The following is an 18,093-nucleotide window of genomic DNA, read 5'->3' as shown; positions in this document are numbered from 1 at the left end:
CGCGGCTCGCGTTCGACTCAGGCCTGCGCGCCGGCGGGGACGGCGTCGGCCACCGTCCCCAGGTCGTCGGGCGCGCCCTCCGCGCGGTCCGGGACGCGCGCCGCCGGCCCCGGCGCCGGCTCCGGCTCGGCGAAGGCCTCCGGCGGCGGGCAGGAGCAGACCAGGTTGCGGTCGCCGTAGGCCTGGTCGATGCGGCGCACCGGGGCGAGGTAGCCGCGGCTCCGCAGGCCCGGCACCGGGTACACGGCGGCCTCGCGCGGATACGGCCGGTCCCACTCCCCCGCCACCATCGCGAGGGTGTGCGGGGCGTTGCGCAGCGGGTTGTCGGTCCGGTCGTACTCCCCGGTGGCGACCTTCTCGATCTCGGCGCGGATGGCGGCCATCGCGTCGACGAAGCGGTCCAGCTCGCCCTTGTCCTCGCTCTCGGTCGGCTCGACCATCAGCGTGCCGGCGACCGGGAAGCTCATCGTCGGGGCGTGGAAGCCGAAGTCGACCAGCCGCTTGGCGATGTCGTCGTTGGTGATGCCGGTGGCCTTGGTCAGCGGCCGGATGTCGAGGATGCACTCGTGCGCCACGAGCCCCTCGGCGCCGGTGTAGAGCACCGGGTAGTGCTCGCGCAGCCGGACGGCGAGGTAGTTGGCGCCCAGGATGGCGTGCTCGGTGGCCCGGGTGAGCCCGTCGGGGCCCATCAGCCGCACGTAGGCCCACGAGATCGGCAGGATGCCCGCCGACCCCCACGGTGCGGCTGACACCGCCGGGCCCTGCGCGCCGGTGTCCACCAGGGGGTGCCCGGGCAGGAAGGGCACCAGGTGCTCCCGGACGCCGATCGGGCCGACGCCCGGGCCGCCGCCGCCGTGCGGGATGCAGAAGGTCTTGTGCAGGTTCAGGTGGCTGACGTCGGAGCCGAAGCGACCGGGCCGGGCCAGTCCCACCATCGCGTTGAGGTTGGCGCCGTCGACGTACACCTGCCCGCCGGCGTCGTGCACCGCCGCGCAGATCTGCTGCACCTCGACCTCGAAGACACCGTGCGTCGACGGGTAGGTGATCATGATGGCGGCCAGCCGGTCGGCGTGCTGGTCGACCTTGGACCGCAGGTCGGCGACGTCGACGTTGCCGGCCTCGTCGCAGGCCACGACGACGACCCGCATGCCGGCCATGACTGCGCTGGCGGCGTTCGTGCCGTGCGCCGAGGACGGGATGAGGCAGACGTCGCGGTGCTCCTCGCCGCGGGAGCGGTGGTAGCCGCGGATGGCCAGCAGTCCGGCGAACTCGCCCTGCGAGCCGGCGTTGGGCTGCACGCTGACCGCGGCGTAGCCGGTGACCTCGGCCAGCGCGGTGCACAGCTCGTCGATGAGCTGCCGGTAGCCGCGGGCCTGCTCGGCCGGCGCGAACGGGTGCAGCTGGGCGAACTCCGGCCACGTGATCGCGGCCATCTCCACCGCCGAGTTCAACTTCATCGTGCAGGACCCGAGCGGGATCATCGTGCGGTCCAGCGCGAGGTCCTTGTCCGCCAGCGAGCGGAGGTAGCGCAGCAGGGCGGTCTCCGAGCGGTGCGCGGAGAAGACCGGGTGGGTGAGGAACCCGGTGCGGCGGCGCAGCTCGGCCGGGAGCGCGTCGGCCCCTCCGTCGGCGAGCGCCGCCCTGCCCTCGTCGGTGCTGTCCGCCGGCACGCCGAAGGCCCCGGCGACCGCGCGCAGGGTCGGCACCGTCGTCGTCTCGTCGCAGGCGACGCCCACCGTGTCGGCGTCCACCAGCCGCAGGTTGATCCGCCGGTCGGCCGCGGCCGCCACCACCTCGGCGGCGCGCCCGGGCACCCGGGCCTGCACGGTGTCGAAGAACCGGTCGTGGACGACGTCCACTCCCCCGGCGCGCAGCCACGCGGCCAGGGTCTGCGCGCTGCGGTGCACGCGGGCGGCGATCGCGGTCAGGCCCTCCGCGCCGTGGTAGACGGCGTAGGTGCCGGCCATGACGGCGAGCAGCACCTGGGCGGTGCAGATGTTGCTGGTCGCCTTCTCCCGGCGGATGTGCTGCTCACGGGTCTGCAGCGCGAGCCGGTAGGCGACGTCGCCGTCGGCGTCGACCGAGACGCCGACCAGCCGGCCGGGCAGCTGCCGGGCCAGGCCCTCGCGGACCGAGAGGTAGCCGGCGTGCGGGCCGCCGTACCCCATGGGGACGCCGAAGCGCTGGGAGCTGCCGCAGGCGACGTCGGCGCCCCACTCCCCGGGCGCCTCGATCAGCGTCAGCGCCAGCAGGTCGGCGGCGACGACGACCGCGGCGCCGGCCTCGTGCGCGGCTGCGGCGAGCGCCCGGTGGTCGCGGACGGCACCGCTGGCCCCCGGGTAGGACAGCAGCACGCCGAACGCCCCGGCCGCGGGCAGGTCGGTGGGCCAGCCGGCGGAGAGGTCGGCGACGTGCAGGCCGATGCCCAGCGGCTCCGCGCGGGTGCGCAGGACGGCGAGGGTCTGGGGCAGCGTGTCCTCGTCGACGACGAAGACGGCGTCGGCCTTGGCCCGCCCGGCCCGGCGGACCAGCGTCATCGCCTCGGCGGCGGCGGTGGCCTCGTCGAGCATGGAGGCGCCGGCGACCGGCAGGCCGGTGAGGTCGGCGACCACCGTCTGGAAGTTGATCAGCGCCTCGAGCCGGCCCTGGCTGATCTCGGGCTGGTAGGGGGTGTAGGCGGTGTACCAGGCGGGGTTCTCCAGGATCGTCCGCTGGATGACCGCCGGGGTGACCGTGCCGGAGTAGCCCAGGCCGATCATCGAGGTGAAGACCTCGTTGGCCTCGGCGCGCTCGCGCAGCTGCCGCAGCACGGTGGCCTCGTCGGCGGCGGGCGGCAGGTCCAGCGGCGTCCGGTCGCGGACCACCTCGGGCACGCAGGCGTCGACCAGGGACGCCAGCGTCGGGTGGCCGACGGCGTCCAGCATCGCCTGCGTCTCATCGGGTCGCGGGCCGATGTGCCGGGCGGCGAAGGACCCTGCGGGGTCCAGCGCGGCGAGTGCGGGCAGGGGCTCAGGGGCACGGTCCGCCATTACCACGACGCTACCAGCGGCCGCGACACCGGCGCCCGGCCGGACGACGACCGGGCCCGCAGGGTCCCGCGGGGAGCGGCCGGAGCTGCTCGGCTCAGCAGGGGGGCGGCTCGTGGCCGCGGTGTCGGCCGGAGGCCGACGGTGTCATCGCCTCACACCGCGGCGCGGCGGCGGCGGCGCGCGGCGAGCTCGTCGTCCGCGGTGTGCAGCGGGGCGCCGTCGATGCGCTCGGCGGGCAGCTCGGCCAGCTCACCGGACAGCTCGCGCAGCGCGCCGGAGACGGCGATGCCGAAGACGCCCTGACCGCCGGCGAGCAGGTCGACGACCTCCTCGGCGGAGGTGCACTCGTAGACGGTGGCGCCGTCGGAGAAGAGCGTGACGTTGGCGAGGTCCTTGATGCCGCGGTTGCGCAGGTGGTCGACGGCCTTGCGGATGTTCTGCAGCGAGACGCCGGTGTCCAGCAGCCGCTTGACGACCTTGAGCACCAGGATGTCGCGGAAGGAGTACAGCCGCTGGGTGCCCGAGCCGGTGGCGCTGCGGACCGACGGGGCGACCAGACCGGTGCGGGCCCAGTAGTCGAGCTGCCTGTAGGTGATGCCGGCAGCGGCACACGCCGTCGGGCCGCGGTACCCGACGAGGTCGCTGTCGACCTCGTCGTAGGACGGCGCGCCCACGGCAGCGTCGCTGAAGAGCTGACCCTGGGAGCCCTTGCTCTGGTCGCTCACGTCAGCGTCCTCCTCTGCTCCCGCAGCTGGCGCCGCGGTCCCCGCGGTGCGGACCGTGACTCGGGTCGCCGCAGCCGGCTGCGCGTCGGGTCACTGGTGTCACACCGCTGTTGTTCGCCGACCGTAAGCCGGGCCCTGGGGTGGGTCAACTGAGGAGGGCGGCGTGTCGCAGCACTCACCCATCGGAGGGGTATCGGCGTACCGCGGCCTCCACTTGAGCCGGAGCGGCAGCAGATCGCGCGACTCCGCCACACCGGTCCCACCCGCCCCGGCAGCCCCGGCCCCTGGCCTCTGGCCCCGCCCCGAGCGGGCGAGGGGTGGGAGGACGGGCGGCCCCGTCCCGGGTCCCGCCCCGAGCGGGCGAAGGGTGGGGAGGACGGGGTCCTTCCTCAGGCGGGGCCGCCGCCGGAGCCGGAACCGGCGCCGAAGTCCTCCGGGGAGATCTGGTCGAGGAACTCGCGGAACTTCTCGACCTCGTCCTCCTGCTCGTCGGGGATCTCGATGCCGACCTCGTCGAGCAGCTCCTCGGCGCCGTAGATGGGCGCGCCGGTGCGGACGGCCAGGGCGACGGCGTCCGACGGGCGGGCACTGACCACCCGGTCGTCACCGAAGACGAGCTCGGCGATGTAGATGCCGTCGCGCATCTCGGTGATGTTGACCGCCTCGAGCGTCGCGCCGAGCGCGCGCACGACCTCGCGCAGGAGGTCGTGGGTCATCGGCCGGGCCGGCCGCACGCCCTGCTGCTCGAAGGCGATCGCCGCCGCCTCGACCGCGCCGATCCAGATGGGGAGGTACCGCTCGCCCTGCGTCTCCTTGAGCAGCAGGATCGGCTGGTTCCCGGGCAGTTCGACCCGGACGCCGACGACTCTGAGTTCCTGCACGGTGGGACTCCCTCAGCTGCGGCCCGGGACGGGCGGTGGATCGGTACAGGCGGCTGGTGGACGGCGGGTCGGCGCCGAGGCCGTGGACTCGGTGCCCGGCTCCGACCACGGTACGCCCGAGTCAGGGGCGCAGGAGATCCCGCAGGCGTGCCTCCAGCAGCGCACCGTGCAGCTGCGCGGAGAGGGCGGCGAGTTCGCGGAGCTTCTCGGTGGCGCGGTTGCGGGCCTCCTCGGAGCGGGCCCGCAGCACCGGTGCCACCAGCTGCTCGACCAGCCCGGCCTCCCGCTCGGCGCCGTTCTGGTAGACGCGCAGGTGCCGCGGCTCGATGCCGTGACGGGCCAGGCCGGCCGCCGCGCGCGCGATCGGCAGGTCGGTCGCCGGGTGCCGGCCGTCGGCGTCGGGCGTGAGCAGGCCGAACTGCACGCAGGCGGCCAGCTGCCCGCCCTCCAGCCCGGACGCCCGTGCGAACTGCTCGCTGGTCAGGCTGCCGGAGTCGGCGTCCTCCTCGGGCGGCGGCGCGGCCGGGGGCGTGCTGCCGGGCAGCGGTTCGCCCCGGTCGAGCGCCTCCAGGTGCTCCTTGATGACCCGCAGCGGCAGGTACTGGTCGCGCTGGGCGGCCAGTACGTAGCGCAGCCGGGCCACATCGGCCGAGGAGAACTTCCGGTAACCCGACGGTGTGCGCTGCGGGTGCACCAGGTCCTCGGACTCGAGGTACCTGATCTTGCTGATCGTGACGTCCGGGAAGTCCTCGCGGAGCACGTTGAGCACCTCGCCGATGGTGAGCCGGGGCGCGTGCCGGCCATCGGGCTCCCCGGACGCGTCGGCGTGCGAGGGCACCGCGCTCACGCCGCCGTCCGTGCCGTCGGCACCGTCCCCGTCCCCCTGGCCGCGCGCCGGGTCACGAGCGCTCCTCGCTGGCGCTCGTCGCGCTCGTACCCGGTGGTGCTGTGCCCATGCGTGACCTCGCGAGCTCGGTCACGCGCCGGCGGGCTCGCCCGTGCGCGGACCGGTCAGGTAGACGAGGCGGAACTTGCCGATCTGCACCTCGTCGCCCCCGGCCAGCGTCGCGACGTCGACCGGCTCGCGGTTGACGTAGGTGCCGTTGAGGCTGCCGACGTCGTGCACCGAGAAGCCGCCGCCCTCGCGGTGGAACTCCACGTGCCGGCGGCTGACCGTCACGTCGTCGAGGAAGATGTCGCTGTCGGGGTGCCGGCCGGCGGTGGTGACGTCCTGGTCGAGCAGGAACCGGCTGCCGGCGTTCGGGCCGCGCTTGACGACCAGCAGAGCCGAGCCCGCGGGCAGCGACTCGACCGCGCCGGCGTGGGCGTCGGCCTCGGTGACCTCGGGGGTCTCCGCGGAGTCCTCGCCACCGACCTTGGGGATGACGCTGGTGGACTCCCCGATCCGCTCCTGGGACAGCGCCGCGCCGCACTGCGCGCAGAAGCGACTGCCCTCGGGGTTGTTGTGGCCACAACGAGTGCAGTGCACGTCTGTCTCCTCCGGTGCAGGGGTGGCACCGCCGCGGACCTGGGGTCTGGCCGCGGGCGGCCGGCGGACGACGGGCCGGACAGCCCGTCGCGGGTCGGGCGCCGCGTCGAGCGCGGCGGGCCGTGGGTCATGGAACCAGCGGCCGACCCGAGGGTCAACCGAACGTACAGGGTGAGGCTCAGCGGTCACGCGGCGGCCTCCGCGGTGCCCCGACCGGCAGCATAGTGATCGCCGTCGGAGCCGGGGCGCCAGCCGCCGCGGGCCCGCCGCGAGGGGTCAGCTCGCGTCGACCAGGGCCTGGTAGGCGGCGGCGTCCATCAGGTCCGCGGTGGGGTCGGCACCGTCCCCGGCCACGGTGATCTCGACCAGCCAGCCGGCCCCGTAGGGGTCGGCGTTGATGGTCTCGGGCGCGTCGGTGAGGGCCTCGTTGACCGCGGCCACGACGCCGGCCACCGGCGCGTAGACGTCGGAGACCGACTTGGTCGACTCCACCTCGCCCATGGGCGTACCGGGCGCGACCTCGGCGCCGACCTCGGGCAGCTGCACGAAGACGATGTCGCCCAGCGCGTCCTGCGCGTGGTCGGTGATGCCGACCCGCACGACGGCGCCCTCGCCCCCACCCGGCTGCAGCAGGGCCCACTCGTGCTGCTCGGTGTAGCGGCGGTCGTCGGGCGTGGTCATGCAGCGGCTCCTCGTCGGTGAGGGGGGTGGGGGTCCGGCACGGCGTCAGTCGCCGTCGTCGGTGTCGGGCTGAGCGTATTGAGGGCTGTCCGGCTGCCGCAACGCGTCCACGACGACGGTCTCGGACTGCTCGATGTCGACGCTGCCGCCCTGCCGGCCGACCCGGTCGACGACGCCGCCGGGGATGTTCATCGCCGTCTCCAGGTCCTGCGGCGAGCCGATGACCCGGATCTCGTACGGGCTCTCGACCTCGCGGCCGTCGACCCGCAGCTGCCCGGGCTCGCCGGTGACCGCCGTCGACACCCCGACGCGGACCCCGTCGATCTGCATCGTCTCCGCGCCGGCGCCGCGCAGCTCCTGGACGGCGTCGAGCAGGTCGGCGACGCGCACCCGGCCCTCCGGGTCGCGGACGGTCATGAGCAGCCCCGGCCCCTGGGCGGCGACGGTGCCGTTGAGGATGCCGAGGGCCTCGGCGCGCTCCCGGGTCTCCTCGAGCGCGGCCTCGGACTGGCTGTCGTCGCTGTTGAGCTCGCGCAGCGCGGTCCGCTGGTCGGCGATCTGCTCGCGCAGCCGGTCCTCGCGGGCGTCGAGCTCGTCGAGGATGCGGACGAGGTCCTCCTCGCGGAGGGTCGAGTAGTCCTCCCCCGTCCCGGTGGTGCGCACCTGGACGGCGAAGGCGAAGCCGAGCAGCAGGGTGAGGACGCCGATCAGCGCGGCGGCCAGCGGGTCGCGCCGGCGCCGCGGGCGCGCAGCTGGCTCCGGGGCGGGGGGCTCCCCAGCGGGCGGGCCCGCCGTCGGTGCGGCTCCCCCGGCAGCGGGCGGGCCGGGATCGGCGCCCGGCGTCCCCTCCGGCACGCCCGCCGGGCGGGCGGCGGCCTCGTCCGGCACCCCGTCGGCCCCGGGCCCCGGGCGCGGCTGCTCGCTCATGCCCGGAACACGTGCCGGCGGATGGCCGCGGCGTTGCCGAAGATCCGGATGCCCAGGACGACGACCACCGCGGTGGACAGCTGGGCGCCGACGCCGAGCTGGTCGCCGAGGAACACCACCAGCGCGGCGACCACGACGTTGGACACGAACGAGATGACGAAGACCTTGGCGTCGAAGATCCCGTCGAGGCGGGCGCGGAAGCCGCCGAAGACCGCGTCGAGGGCGGCGACCACGGCGATCGGCAGGTAGGGCTGCAGCCACAGCGGCACGGTGGGGTCGAACACCAGGCCGAGCGCGATGCCGAGGGCCAGGCCGAGGATCGGGATCACGGTCAGCCCCCCGGCACGGGCTCGGGAGCCGGGGCGGGTGGCACCTCGGACACCGGGACGGCGGATCGGAGCTCGGGTGGGCTCCCGGCGGGAAGGGACAGCTCGTCCTCCTGGGCGAACTCGAAGCGCAGTCCGTAGGTCTCGGAGATGACGGCGAGGGCGCCGACCTCCGGGCTGGCGAGGAAGCGGCCGCGCAGGCTCGCGGGGTCGCCGACCGCGCTGACCAGGTAGGGGTTGGTGACCGGCCGGAAGTCGACGAGCACCGCCTCGCCGGCGAAGCGGATCGCCGTCGTCGGCCCCAGCCGCTGACCGTTGATGCTGACCGCCTCGGCGCCGGCCGCCCACAGCGCGTTGACCACCAGCTGCAGGTCCCCGTCGCGCACCTGGCCGCGGGGATCGGCCTCCGCCGTCCCGCCGACCGGGTCCTCGTCGGCGTCGGGCTCGGCGTCGGCCAGGGTGACCAGCAGGCCCGGGCCGCTCACCGGGAGGGCGCCGGCGGCGAGCTCGGCATCCTCCAGCCGCTCGAGCGCGCGCTGCCCGACGGCGGTGGCGGCGAGCGCGGCGTCGCGGGCGGCGGTGACGTCGGCGCGCACCGCCTCGAGGTCGGCGGCGAGGCGGTCGCTGTTCTCGGACTCCCCCTGGACCTCGGTGACCAGCGCCGCGCGCACCTCCTCGCGGCCCTGCGCGCCGGCGGCGGCCTGGTCGTAGGTGACCGCGGCCAGGACGCCGGCGACGGCCAGGACGCCGGCGACGGCCAGCTGACCCCGGCGCCGCCGGGAGGGCGGGGGGTCCTCCCCCGCGGCGCGCGCCGCCCGGGACTGCGCGGCCTGGGCGTAGGCGGGGTCGAGGGTCTCGGCCAGCACCTGGTCGAGCAGCGAGGCGCCCAGCGAGCGTGGGCCGCCGCCGCGCTGCACCGTCGTCACGGGGCGGCCCCGCCGACCCGGTCGGCGCGGACCAGCCCTGCGACCTGGACGACGTAGAAGACGCCGGCGAGGACGTAGAGGGCGCTCCCCCAGATGGTCAGGGCCCACGCCACGGGCGCCGCGACGGCCGCGACCGGGCCGTCCCCGTCGGCGAGCAGCAGCAGCGGGAAGGCGTAGAGCAGGATGAACGTGGCCGCCTTGCCGAGGTAGTGCACCTGCAGCGGCGGGTAGCCGTGGGCGCGCAGGACCAGCAGCGCCAGGCCCAGCACCAGCTCACGGCCCACCAGGACCGCGACGAGCCACAGCGGGACGACGTCGCGCAGCACGAAGGCGATCAGCGTGGCGACGATGTAGAGCCGGTCGGCGGCCGGGTCGAGCAGCGCCCCCAGCCGGCTGGACTGCCCGAGGGTGCGGGCCAGCGCGCCGTCGGCCCAGTCCGTGGCGCCGGAGACCATGAGCACGACCACGGCCCAGCCGTCGGCCTGCGGCCCCAGCAGCAGCCACAGGAACAGGGGCACGCCGAGCAGCCGCAGCACCGAGAGCGCGTTGGGCAGCGTCCAGATCCGGTCGGGCAGCACGTTGCGGTCGGCGACGATCGCCGCCCGCCGGGCCGAGGCGGCGGCCGACGGCCCGTTCGACGACGTCACGACACCTCCGCACCCACTGGACACCGGCCCCCGAGGCTAGTGTCCCGCGCCGACCCTCCCGGGGCCGACACTCCCCGCGGACGGCCGGGTGCCGATACGGGCCGGTCCGGCGGCTCCCGGGTGCCGCCGCGCTCGCGGGGGCAGCCCCCACGGGTGCAGGGCGGCCCCCGTCCCGGGCCCCGCCCTGGGTCTCCGACAGGCGGGCAGGACGGGGCGGCCCCTGCAGGGGCCCGCCGCGAGCCTGCGAGCGGTGGGCGCAGGGGGTCCCCTTTCAGGCCGGGACGGCGGTGAGCGACGCGGGCGCCGGCTCGTACCCCAGCGGGCGGCGGCTGAAGCCGCCGGTGCCGTGGGACACCGAGCGCAGCGCCCCGGCGTAGCCGAGCAGCTCGACCTCGGGCACCTCGGCGCGCACCGTCGTCCGGTCGCGTTCCGGGTCGGCGTCGCTGCCGGTGACCCGTGCCCGCCGTCCGGACAGGTCGCTCATCACCGCACCCACGTACTCCCCCGGCACCGCCACCTGCACCTCGCACCACGGCTCGAGCACCCGGGTGCCGGCGGCGGCCACCGCCTCCCGTACGGCGAGCGCACCGGCGGCCTGGAAGGCGGCGTCGGAGGAGTCGACGGAGTGCGCCTTGCCGTCGACGAGGGTGAAGCGGACGTCGACGATCGGCCGGTCGCCGTTGACGCCCTTCTCCGCCTGGGCGCGGATGCCCTTCTCCACGCTGCCGTGGTACTGGCTGGGCACCGTGCCACCGACGATCCGCTGCTCGAAGACGATGCCGGAGCCGGGCGGCCCGGGCTCGGCCTCGACCACGACGACCGCGTACTGGCCGTGCCCGCCGGACTGCTTGACGTGCCGCCCGGTGACCCGCGCCGACCCGGCGAGCGTCTCCACCATCGGCACCCGCACCGGCACCGTGGTGACCGTGACGCCGTGCCGGGTGCGCAACCGCTCCAGCAGCACCTCGGCGTGCGCCTCGCCGACGCACCACAGCAGCAGCTGCCCGGTGTCGGGACGGCGCTCCAGCCGCACGGTCGGGTCCTCGGCGACCAGCCGGGACAGCGCCGTGGCCAGCCGGTCCTCGTCGGCCCGGGACGCCGCCTCCACCGCGACCGGCAACTGCGGCGTGGGTAGGTCCCACGGTGGGACCAGCCGCGGGTCGTCCGGCGACGAGAGGGTGTCGCCGGTCTCGGCGGCGGTGAGGCGGGCGACGGCGCAGATGTCGCCCGCCGGGCAGGCGGCGACCGGGCGGAGGGTCGCGCCCAGCGGCGAGGAGATCCCACCGATCCGCTCGTCGATGTCGTGGTCGGGGTGGCCGCGGTCGGCCATGCCGTGCCCGGAGACGTGCACCGCGGTGTCCGGGCGCAGGGTGCCGGAGAAGACGCGGACCAGCGAGACCCGGCCGAGGTAGGGGTCGGTCGTCGTCTTGACGACCTCGGCGACCAGCGGGCCGTCGGGGTCGCAGGACAGCGGGGGCACCGGCGAGCCGTTGGGGCGGGTCACCGGTGGGCAGCCGTGCTCCATCGGGCACGGGAAGCCGTTGACCAGCAGGTACAGGAGCGAGTCGAGGCCGATGCCCTGCAGCGGTGCCGCGCAGAGGACGGGGTGGAAGTGGCCCCGCGCGACCGCGGTCCCCAGGTCGTTCATCAGGTCGCCCTGGACCAGCTCGTCGCCGGCGAGGTAGCGCTCCATCAGCGCCTCGTCCTCGCTCTCGCCGATGATGCCCTCGATCAGCTCGCTGCGCAGACGGTCGGCGTCCGGGGCCTCGGCACCGGGCTGCAGCAGGTTGACCACCCCGGAGACGCTGCCGTCCGGGCCGCGGTCGACGAGGTGGACGGGGTAGACCCCCGCGCCGAGCATCGTCTGGCACAGCCGGACGGTCTCCTCGACGTCGGCCCGGGCGCGGTCCAGCTGGGTGATGACCACCGCGCGCGGCATGCCGACCGACGCGCACTCCTCCCACAGCTGCACGGTGCCCGCGTCGACGCCGTTCACCGCGGAGACGACGAAGAGGGCGGCGTCGGCCGCGCGCAGCCCGGCCCGCAGCTCGCCGACGAAGTCCGGCGAGCCGGGAGTGTCCAGCAGGGTGATGCGGTGCCCGTCGTGCTCGACGGTGGCCACGCCGAGCGACACCGAGCGCTGCTGGCGGACCTCCACCTCCTCGCTGTCGAGGCAGGTGGTGCCGTCCTCGACCCGCCCGGCGCGGGTCAGCGCGCCGGTGGCGACCAGCAGCGCCTCGGCGAGGGTGGTCTTGCCCGCGGCCGCGTGGCCCACCAGGGCCACGTTCCTGACCTTGTCGGCCGGCCGCGGGCCGGGTGCGGCGACGGTCTCCTTGGCCACGCCGCTCAGCCGTTCGCCGGCTCGGGGACGACGGCGCAGGTACCTGCAGCCGGGTGGAAGACGCCGGTGTGCCCGTCGGGGTCCCACCGGACGACGTACGGCGGCCCCCCGCCCTCTCCCCTGACCTCGAGCACCCTGCCGGTGCGCTCGGGCTCTCCCTGGTGGGTCGACCGGACGACGATCCGGTCCCCGACGCGTGCTTGCACAACGACCTCCTGGCGGCTGCCCCCGTTGGTGTGCTGTGGGTCACAGCCTGCTCCGGGGCGCGGGGCCGATCAAGGGACCCGGGGCTCGTCCTCCGCGTCGACCGCGGCGGTGTGGGCGACGATCGCGTCGGCCAGCGGTCCCACCACGGCGGCGGGCAGGGCGTGGCCCATGCCCGGGACGGTGTGCAGGCGCGCCGAGCCGATGACGGCGGCCAGGTGGTCGGCGTGCGGCGGCGGGTTGACCGGGTCCTCGGGCGCCTCGACGACCAGGGTCGGCACCCGGACGGCGGCCAGCTCGGCCCCTCGGTCGAGCCCGGACCGGTCGGCGAGGGCGTGCGCGACCGGGTTGACGGCGGTGCCGCTGTGCGCGACCGCGCGCTCCTCGAGCGCGCGGAACTCGGCGGGGTCGAAGGGGACGCCGTCCCCGTTGAGCAGCCGCCAGTGCTCCACCCGCCAGGCGAGCTCGGCCTCGGGGTCGCGCTCCTCCCCCATCGAGGCCCAGTACTCGAGGACGTGCGGGGCAGGGCCGGGCAGGTCGCTCCCCCCTGCCGGGTCGGCCAGGCCGCTGCCGAGCGCGGAGGTGGCGAACACGGTGGCGCTGCGCAGCCGGTCGGGGTGGTCGAGCAGCAGCAGCTGCACGAGCGTGCCGCCCATCGACATGCCGACGACGTGCGCCCGCTCGATGCCGAGCCCGTCGAGCAGGCGGACGGCGTCCGTGGCGAGGTCCCGGACCGCGTACGGAGCGGCGGCGTACGCCCGGGTGGAGCGACCGGTGTCGCGGTGGTCGTACCGGACCACCCGGTGCCGCTGCGCCAGCCGGTCGACCAGCGCCTCGGGCCAGGTGAGGCCGCTGGCGTTGGCCCCCATCACGAGCAGCAGCGGCGTGGTGGCCGGGTCGCCGCGCTCCTCGGCCCACAGCTCGACGCCCGGCGCCACGGGGATGCGGTGTTCCACGGACGCAGCCTGACGCGCCCGCCCGGCCCCGTCGACCGCGTTCCGGGGGCGGCGCCCATGCTGGTCGCATGACGAGCTCCCAGCACGCGGCCGGCCGGGACCAGGACAGCGAGCTCGCCCACGCCGTACCCCGAGAAGCCGCTGACGGGCCGCCGCCGTGGGTGGCCGTGTGCGGGACCCCCGTCGCCGTCGTCCAGGGCAGCTGGACAGGGCGGCGTGGCCTGGGCTCGGCGTCGCCCTGCCCGGAGTGCGCCCGACGGGCGCCGAGCTGACCCTCCTCCCCCTCGGTGCGGTTCGTCCGGCTCCGCGGTTGACGTACGTTTGTTGGGGATAACGGTCGATTGTGCCGAGCCCCGGCGGGCGGACCGCTGCGGTCCCCGCAGGCTGGACCCGTCAGCGACGACGGGAGGAGCCGCGTGCCCACCCGGATGGCCGACGCGATCTGGTGGCAGGTCCACCCGCTGGACTTCGTCGGGGCGGAGCCGACCGCGCTGCCGGCCGGCGAGGTCCGGCACCGGCTGGCGCACCTGCAGCGCTGGCTGGACCACCTGCTGGGGCTGGGCTGCAACGCGCTGGGCTGCAGCGCGCTGGCCCTCGGCCCGGTGTTCGCCTCGGGCACGCACGGCTACGACACCGTGGACCACTTCCGCGTCGACCCGCGCCCGGGCCGAGGCCGACCTCGACGCCCTGATCGGCGCGGCGCACGAGCGCGGCATCCGGGTGCTGGCGGAGCACCGCCCGGGTGGTGACGACGCCGTCCGCCCGCCCTCCCCGCCGAGCCCTCGCAGCTCTCGCCGCTCGGGGAGCCGACGGCCTCCCTGCACCCGCAGCTCATCGGGCTGCGCCGCCGGCACCGCTGGCTGCACACCGCCGCACCGCAGCAGGTGCACGTCGCCGACGAGCAGCCGGTCCACGCGGTCGCCGGGGAGGCGGGCGGCTGCTGGTGGCGCTCGACATCGCCGACTCCCCCGCCAGGCTGCCGGCGCCGGGGACGTCCTCGCCGGTGCCGCCGCCGTCGGGCGGGACGGCGTGCACCTGCCGGCGCACGGCTGGGCGGTGCTCACCGGCCGACCCGGGCGCTGCTGCGGGCGCCGGGGACGGCGGGGCGCGGGGTTGCCCGCGCCGGACGCCCCGGTGTCCACTGGCGGGAGCTCCCCCGGGCCGGCTGCAGGCTCTGCCGGGCGGGCTCCGCCGCAGGCAGAGGAGACCGGGCATGGCGCGTCCATCGAGGAGCGGACTCCAGGAGGAGCTCCTCCGCTTCCTGCAGCCGCCGGTGCCCGGCCGGGCCGAGCTCGTCAGCGAGCGGGTGGCTCCCACGCTGGCCGACATCGGCGACGACATGGCCGGCCGGCCGGCGGACGAGGTCCTCGCCGCTCTGGACGCGGCGGTCCGGGACGCGGGTGGCACGCCGGACCGGACGGCGCTGCAGGAGTACGCCGCGCAGATCGAGGCCGGCGGGAACCCCTTCGCCTAGCGGCGACGTTCCCACGGCGCCCCGGGTCTGCGAGGAGAACGGGCGTGACCCCGTTCACAGGCTCGCCGGGCCCCGTACCGGGCACCACGCCGAGCTCGCGAGGGGTGGGGAGGCCGGGGTCCCCACCCGGCGAGGAGGACGGGGTCCCCACCCGGCGAGGAGGACGGGCCCTCTTCCTGCGAGCGCTGGGGGCAGTGGGTCCTTCGTCAGCCGGCGCGGAAGATGTCGCGGCGGGCCTGGCGGACGAGGACGGCGGCGGCGTCGCTGTCGGCGTCCCCGCGGCCGGCGATCAGGGCGGCGAGGTCGTCGCGGTCGCCCACGGTGGCGTAGTCGGCGAGCTCACGCTCGAGAGCCCGGCGGGCGCGGCGCTCGTCCCGGCGGCGGCGCAGCCAGTTGCCCAGGCCCAGGTCGGGGGTGGTGGCGGTCGTGGTGATGGCGAAGGCGCTGCCCTGCATGGTGGTCTCCCTGGTGTGGGTCGATGTCTCCTCTCCCATGGTCGGCCGAAAGTGTTGGCACATCTCGCTGCGACGCTGTGAGTGTGCCCACCACGAGTGAGCACATGTGGCCGACACCACCCGCTCCGCGGTCCGCGACGAGGCACAGGTGATGCCGAAGCCCCGTCGTGCGACGGGAACGGGTCAGCGGCCGACGAGCGTCGTCTCGAAGTCGTAGCGCGACGCGCGGTAGACGTGCCGGCCGTACTCGACGGCAACGCCCTGGTCGTCGAAGGCGGTCCGCTGCATGGTGAGCAGCGCCGAGCGCGGTGGCTCGTCGAGGAGCCGGGCCTCGTCGGCGCGCGCCAGCCGCGCCCCGATGCGCTGGTGGGCGACCCGCAGGTGCACTCCCCGAGCCCGCAGGTACTGGTAGAGCCCGCGCTCGGTGAGGTCCTCGACGGTCGGCTCGAAGCGACCCGGCAGGTGGTTGGTGAGCAGCGCGAGCGGCTCTCCCCGCGAGCGGCGCAACCGCCGGACCACGACGATCTCGTCCCCCTCGGGCACGTCGAGCTCCTCGGCCACGTCGGCCGGCGCCGGCATCCGTTCCAGGGACAGGACCTCCGTCGTCGGCGCCTCCCCGGACCGGGAGAGGTCGTCGTAGAGGCTGGTCAGCTCGACGGAGCGGCGCACGTGCGGCTGGATCACCTGGGTGCCCACGCCGCGCTTGCGGACCAGCAGCCCCTTGTCCACCAGCTCCTGCACCGCCCGGCGCACCGTCGGGCGCGAGAGCCCGTAGCGCTGGGCCAGCAGGATCTCGTTCTCCAGGCGGGAGCCGGCCGGGAGGCTGCCGCCGGCGATCGCCCCCTCGATGGCCTGGGCCAGCTGGAAGTACAGCGGCGTGGGGCTGGAGCGGTCGATGTCGAACGTCAGCACAGGGGCCTCCTCGGCTGCGGGACCACGTGGGCTCGGCCGGTGACCGGCGACTTCGCGGACCCATGATCGCACCTCACGACGTCCTCACGTCCTCACCTCTCCGGGTGGCAGCCGACATCTGGACGTGCCTTTGCCTTTATGTCCTTACAAAGTCTTGACACGTCGATGTGTCGCGGAGCACAGTCCCAGGAGCAGCCGGACGACGACAGGGGGACCGAGCACCGTGGCAGACACCCTCGAGATGGTGGTGATGGGCCGCAGCGGGGTCGACGTCTACCCGCTGCAGGTCGGCGTGGGCCTGGAGGACGTCGAGACGTTCGGCAAGTTCCTCGGCGGCAGCGCGGCGAACGTGGCGGTGGCCGCGGCGCGGCTCGGCCACTCCAGCGCCCTCGTGACAGGGGTGGGCGACGACCCCTTCGGCCGCTTCGTCCGCCGGGCGCTGCGCGACCTCGGCGTCGACGACCGGTTCGTGGTGGTCGACCCGGCGCACCCCACGCCGGTCACCTTCTGCGAGATCTTCCCGCCCGACGACTTCCCGCTGTACTTCTACCGCCGGCCGAAGGCCCCGGACCTGCAGATCCGCCCCGAGGACCTGGACACGGCGGCCATCCGGGACGCCGAGCTGTTCTGGGCGACGGTCACCGGGCTCTCCGAGGAGCCCAGCCGGTCGGCCCACCACGCCGCGTGGGAGGCCCGGGGACGGCGCCGGCACACCGTGCTCGACCTGGACTACCGGCCGATGTTCTGGGCCTCTCGGGAGGAGGCGACGGCGCAGGTGCGCGCGGCGCTCCCGCACGTGACCGTCGCCGTCGGCAACCGCGAGGAGTGCGAGGTCGCCGTCGGCGAGACCGACCCCGACCGGGCCGCCGAGGCGCTGCTCGACGCCGGGGTGGAGCTGGCCATCGTCAAGCAGGGCCCGCGCGGCGTCCTCGGCAGGACCCGCACCGAGCGGGTCGTCGTCCCGCCCACCCCCGTCGAGGTCGTCAACGGCCTCGGGGCGGGCGACGCGTTCGGCGGCTCGCTGTGCCACGGCCTGCTCAGCGGTCTCCCGCTCGAGCAGCTGCTGCGCAACGCCAACGCCGCCGGGGCCATCGTCGCCTCCCGGCTGGAGTGCTCCACCGCGATGCCGACCGCCGCAGAGATCGACGCCTCCGTCGCCGCCTCCCTGGAGGGCACCCGTGCCTGACACCGCCCTGTCCCCCGCCCCGGTGCTCGGCGCGCCGCCGGTGTGCACCACGTACGCCGAGGTCACCGAGGTGCGCAGCCGCGACCCGCAGGCCATCCGCCGGGCCCTGGCCGCGCGGTCCCGCCGGTCGGCCTTCCTCCCCGAGGACGGGCGGCTCATGCTGGTCGCCGCCGACCACCCCGCCCGCGGCGCGCTGTCGGCCCAGGGCCGGGCGACGGCGATGAACAGCCGCACCGACATGCTCGACCGGCTGCGGACCGCGCTGGCCCGGCCGGGTGTGGACGGCCTGCTGGCCACCGCCGACATCGCCGAGGACCTGCTGCTGCTCGGCGCCCTCGAGGACAAGGTCGTCGTGGCCTCGATGAACCGTGGTGGCCTGGCCGGCGCCAGCTTCGAGCTCGACGACCGGATGACCGGCTACGACGTCGCCGGCGTGGTCGAGGCCCGCTTCGACGCGGCGAAGATGCTCAACCGGATCGACCTCGACGACCCCGGCACGGTGCGGATGCTGGAGACCTCCGGACGGGCGGTCACCGAGCTGGCCCGTGCCGGCGTCGTGGCGATGCTCGAGCCGTTCCTGTCCCGGCGGGTGGACGGCCGGGTCTCCAACGACCTCAGCCCGGACGCGGTCATCAAGTCGGTCCACATCGCGCAGGGCCTCGGTGCCACCTCGGCCTACACCTGGCTCAAGCTGCCGGTGGTCGCCGAGATGGAACGCGTCGTGGACGCCACGACCCTGCCCACGCTGCTGCTCGGCGGGGACCCCTCCCGCCGGCCCGAGGAGACCTACGCCAGCTGGCGCGACGCGCTGGCCCTCCCGGCGGTCCGCGGCCTCGTCGTCGGCCGGACCCTCCTCTACCCGCCGGACGACGACGTCGCCACCGCCGTGGACACCGCCGTGTCCCTGGTCCACTGAGGGCTCCACGATGAGCGC

Annotated in this window: 19 protein-coding genes; 4 read left to right on the top strand and 15 right to left on the bottom strand. The window is 75.5% G+C overall.

From position 1 onward, the window contains the following. Positions 1-17: 17 nt before the first annotated feature. From gcvP to ACWIX3_RS16820, 13 genes are all read right to left on the bottom strand, one after another. Positions 18-3,029: an aminomethyl-transferring glycine dehydrogenase gene (gene gcvP / locus ACWIX3_RS16880; protein WP_448608497.1), complete on the bottom strand. Its 3,012-nt coding sequence runs from the start codon at positions 3,027-3,029 to the stop codon at positions 18-20. A gap of 152 nt (positions 3,030-3,181) precedes the next feature. After that, positions 3,182-3,754 (bottom strand): MerR family transcriptional regulator, encoded by a 573-nt coding sequence (locus ACWIX3_RS16875; RefSeq protein WP_448608496.1) that lies wholly within the window; start codon positions 3,752-3,754, stop codon positions 3,182-3,184. A gap of 389 nt (positions 3,755-4,143) precedes the next feature. Further along, positions 4,144-4,635 (bottom strand): bifunctional nuclease family protein, encoded by a 492-nt coding sequence (locus tag ACWIX3_RS16870; protein ID WP_448608495.1) that lies wholly within the window; start codon positions 4,633-4,635, stop codon positions 4,144-4,146. 121 nt (positions 4,636-4,756) lie between these two features. Continuing rightward, complete coding sequence (gene ftsR, locus ACWIX3_RS16865; protein WP_448608494.1) at positions 4,757-5,482, bottom strand: transcriptional regulator FtsR; 726 nt, start codon at positions 5,480-5,482, stop codon at positions 4,757-4,759. 129 nt (positions 5,483-5,611) lie between these two features. Continuing rightward, the gene (odhI, locus tag ACWIX3_RS16860; protein WP_012948792.1) at positions 5,612-6,124 is read right to left on the bottom strand and encodes an oxoglutarate dehydrogenase inhibitor Odhl; all 513 of its coding nucleotides are present in this window, start codon (positions 6,122-6,124) and stop codon (positions 5,612-5,614) included. A 276-nt stretch (positions 6,125-6,400) separates the two neighbouring features. Beyond that, entirely contained in the window at positions 6,401-6,805 is a 405-nt protein-coding gene (gene gcvH / locus ACWIX3_RS16855) for a glycine cleavage system protein GcvH (protein ID WP_448608493.1), read from the bottom strand. 45 nt (positions 6,806-6,850) lie between these two features. Next, the gene (locus ACWIX3_RS16850; protein ID WP_448608492.1) at positions 6,851-7,732 is read right to left on the bottom strand and encodes a DUF881 domain-containing protein; all 882 of its coding nucleotides are present in this window, start codon (positions 7,730-7,732) and stop codon (positions 6,851-6,853) included. Continuing rightward, positions 7,729-8,061 carry a small basic family protein gene (locus tag ACWIX3_RS16845; RefSeq protein ID WP_448608491.1) on the bottom strand — a complete coding sequence of 111 codons (333 nt, stop codon included), beginning with the start codon at positions 8,059-8,061 and terminating at the stop codon, positions 7,729-7,731. The genes ACWIX3_RS16850 and ACWIX3_RS16845 overlap by 4 nt, the downstream gene beginning before the upstream one ends. A gap of 2 nt (positions 8,062-8,063) precedes the next feature. Beyond that, positions 8,064-8,984, bottom strand: coding sequence for a DUF881 domain-containing protein (locus ACWIX3_RS16840; protein WP_448608490.1), 921 nt, complete (start codon positions 8,982-8,984; stop codon positions 8,064-8,066). After that, positions 8,981-9,631 carry a CDP-alcohol phosphatidyltransferase family protein gene (locus ACWIX3_RS16835; protein WP_448608489.1) on the bottom strand — a complete coding sequence of 217 codons (651 nt, stop codon included), beginning with the start codon at positions 9,629-9,631 and terminating at the stop codon, positions 8,981-8,983. The genes ACWIX3_RS16840 and ACWIX3_RS16835 overlap by 4 nt, the downstream gene beginning before the upstream one ends. A 271-nt stretch (positions 9,632-9,902) precedes the next feature. Next, a complete protein-coding gene (locus ACWIX3_RS16830; RefSeq protein ID WP_448608488.1) occupies positions 9,903-11,972 on the bottom strand; it encodes an elongation factor G-like protein EF-G2 in 2,070 nt (689 codons plus the stop codon). A gap of 5 nt (positions 11,973-11,977) precedes the next feature. Beyond that, on the bottom strand, positions 11,978-12,178 hold the full coding sequence (locus ACWIX3_RS16825) for a DUF1918 domain-containing protein (RefSeq protein ID WP_448608487.1): 201 nt from the start codon (positions 12,176-12,178) through the stop codon (positions 11,978-11,980). 69 nt (positions 12,179-12,247) lie between these two features. Then, positions 12,248-13,132, bottom strand: coding sequence for an alpha/beta fold hydrolase (locus ACWIX3_RS16820; protein ID WP_448608486.1), 885 nt, complete (start codon positions 13,130-13,132; stop codon positions 12,248-12,250). A 416-nt stretch (positions 13,133-13,548) separates the two neighbouring features. Between ACWIX3_RS16820 and ACWIX3_RS16815 the strand changes: the two genes are divergently transcribed. Together ACWIX3_RS16815 and ACWIX3_RS16810 are read left to right on the top strand one after the other, a co-directional pair. After that, on the top strand, positions 13,549-13,881 hold the full coding sequence (locus ACWIX3_RS16815; protein WP_448608485.1) for a hypothetical protein: 333 nt from the start codon (positions 13,549-13,551) through the stop codon (positions 13,879-13,881). A 464-nt stretch (positions 13,882-14,345) separates the two neighbouring features. Further along, complete coding sequence (locus tag ACWIX3_RS16810) at positions 14,346-14,606, top strand: hypothetical protein (RefSeq protein WP_448608484.1); 261 nt, start codon at positions 14,346-14,348, stop codon at positions 14,604-14,606. Positions 14,607-14,812: 206 nt separating this feature from the next. Here ACWIX3_RS16810 and ACWIX3_RS16805 read toward each other — a convergent pair whose 3' ends face one another. Next, positions 14,813-15,061, bottom strand: coding sequence for a hypothetical protein (locus tag ACWIX3_RS16805; RefSeq protein ID WP_448608483.1), 249 nt, complete (start codon positions 15,059-15,061; stop codon positions 14,813-14,815). Between the two features lie 183 nt (positions 15,062-15,244). Continuing rightward, positions 15,245-15,973 (bottom strand): GntR family transcriptional regulator, encoded by a 729-nt coding sequence (locus tag ACWIX3_RS16800; RefSeq protein ID WP_448608482.1) that lies wholly within the window; start codon positions 15,971-15,973, stop codon positions 15,245-15,247. A 223-nt stretch (positions 15,974-16,196) separates the two neighbouring features. Between ACWIX3_RS16800 and iolC the strand changes: the two genes are divergently transcribed. After that, a complete protein-coding gene (gene iolC, locus ACWIX3_RS16795) occupies positions 16,197-17,159 on the top strand; it encodes a 5-dehydro-2-deoxygluconokinase (protein ID WP_448608481.1) in 963 nt (320 codons plus the stop codon). Next, positions 17,152-18,075: a class I fructose-bisphosphate aldolase gene (locus ACWIX3_RS16790; RefSeq protein ID WP_448608480.1), complete on the top strand. Its 924-nt coding sequence runs from the start codon at positions 17,152-17,154 to the stop codon at positions 18,073-18,075. The genes iolC and ACWIX3_RS16790 overlap by 8 nt, the downstream gene beginning before the upstream one ends. Positions 18,076-18,093 lie beyond the last annotated feature (18 nt).

Source organism: Geodermatophilus sp. URMC 60, assembly GCF_053502585.1.
This window is presented reverse-complemented; position numbering and strand designations above follow the sequence as displayed.

Coding starts and splice junctions, on each gene's coding strand:
- gcvH (WP_448608493.1), bottom strand. CDS start 6,805: ATGACCACGCCCGACGACCGCCGCTACACCGAGCAGCACGAGTGGGCC.
- ACWIX3_RS16850 (WP_448608492.1), bottom strand. CDS start 7,732: ATGAGCGAGCAGCCGCGCCCGGGGCCCGGGGCCGACGGGGTGCCGGAC.
- gcvP (WP_448608497.1), bottom strand. CDS start 3,029: ATGGCGGACCGTGCCCCTGAGCCCCTGCCCGCACTCGCCGCGCTGGAC.
- ACWIX3_RS16810 (WP_448608484.1), top strand. CDS start 14,346: ATGGCGCGTCCATCGAGGAGCGGACTCCAGGAGGAGCTCCTCCGCTTC.
- ACWIX3_RS16805 (WP_448608483.1), bottom strand. CDS start 15,061: ATGCAGGGCAGCGCCTTCGCCATCACCACGACCGCCACCACCCCCGAC.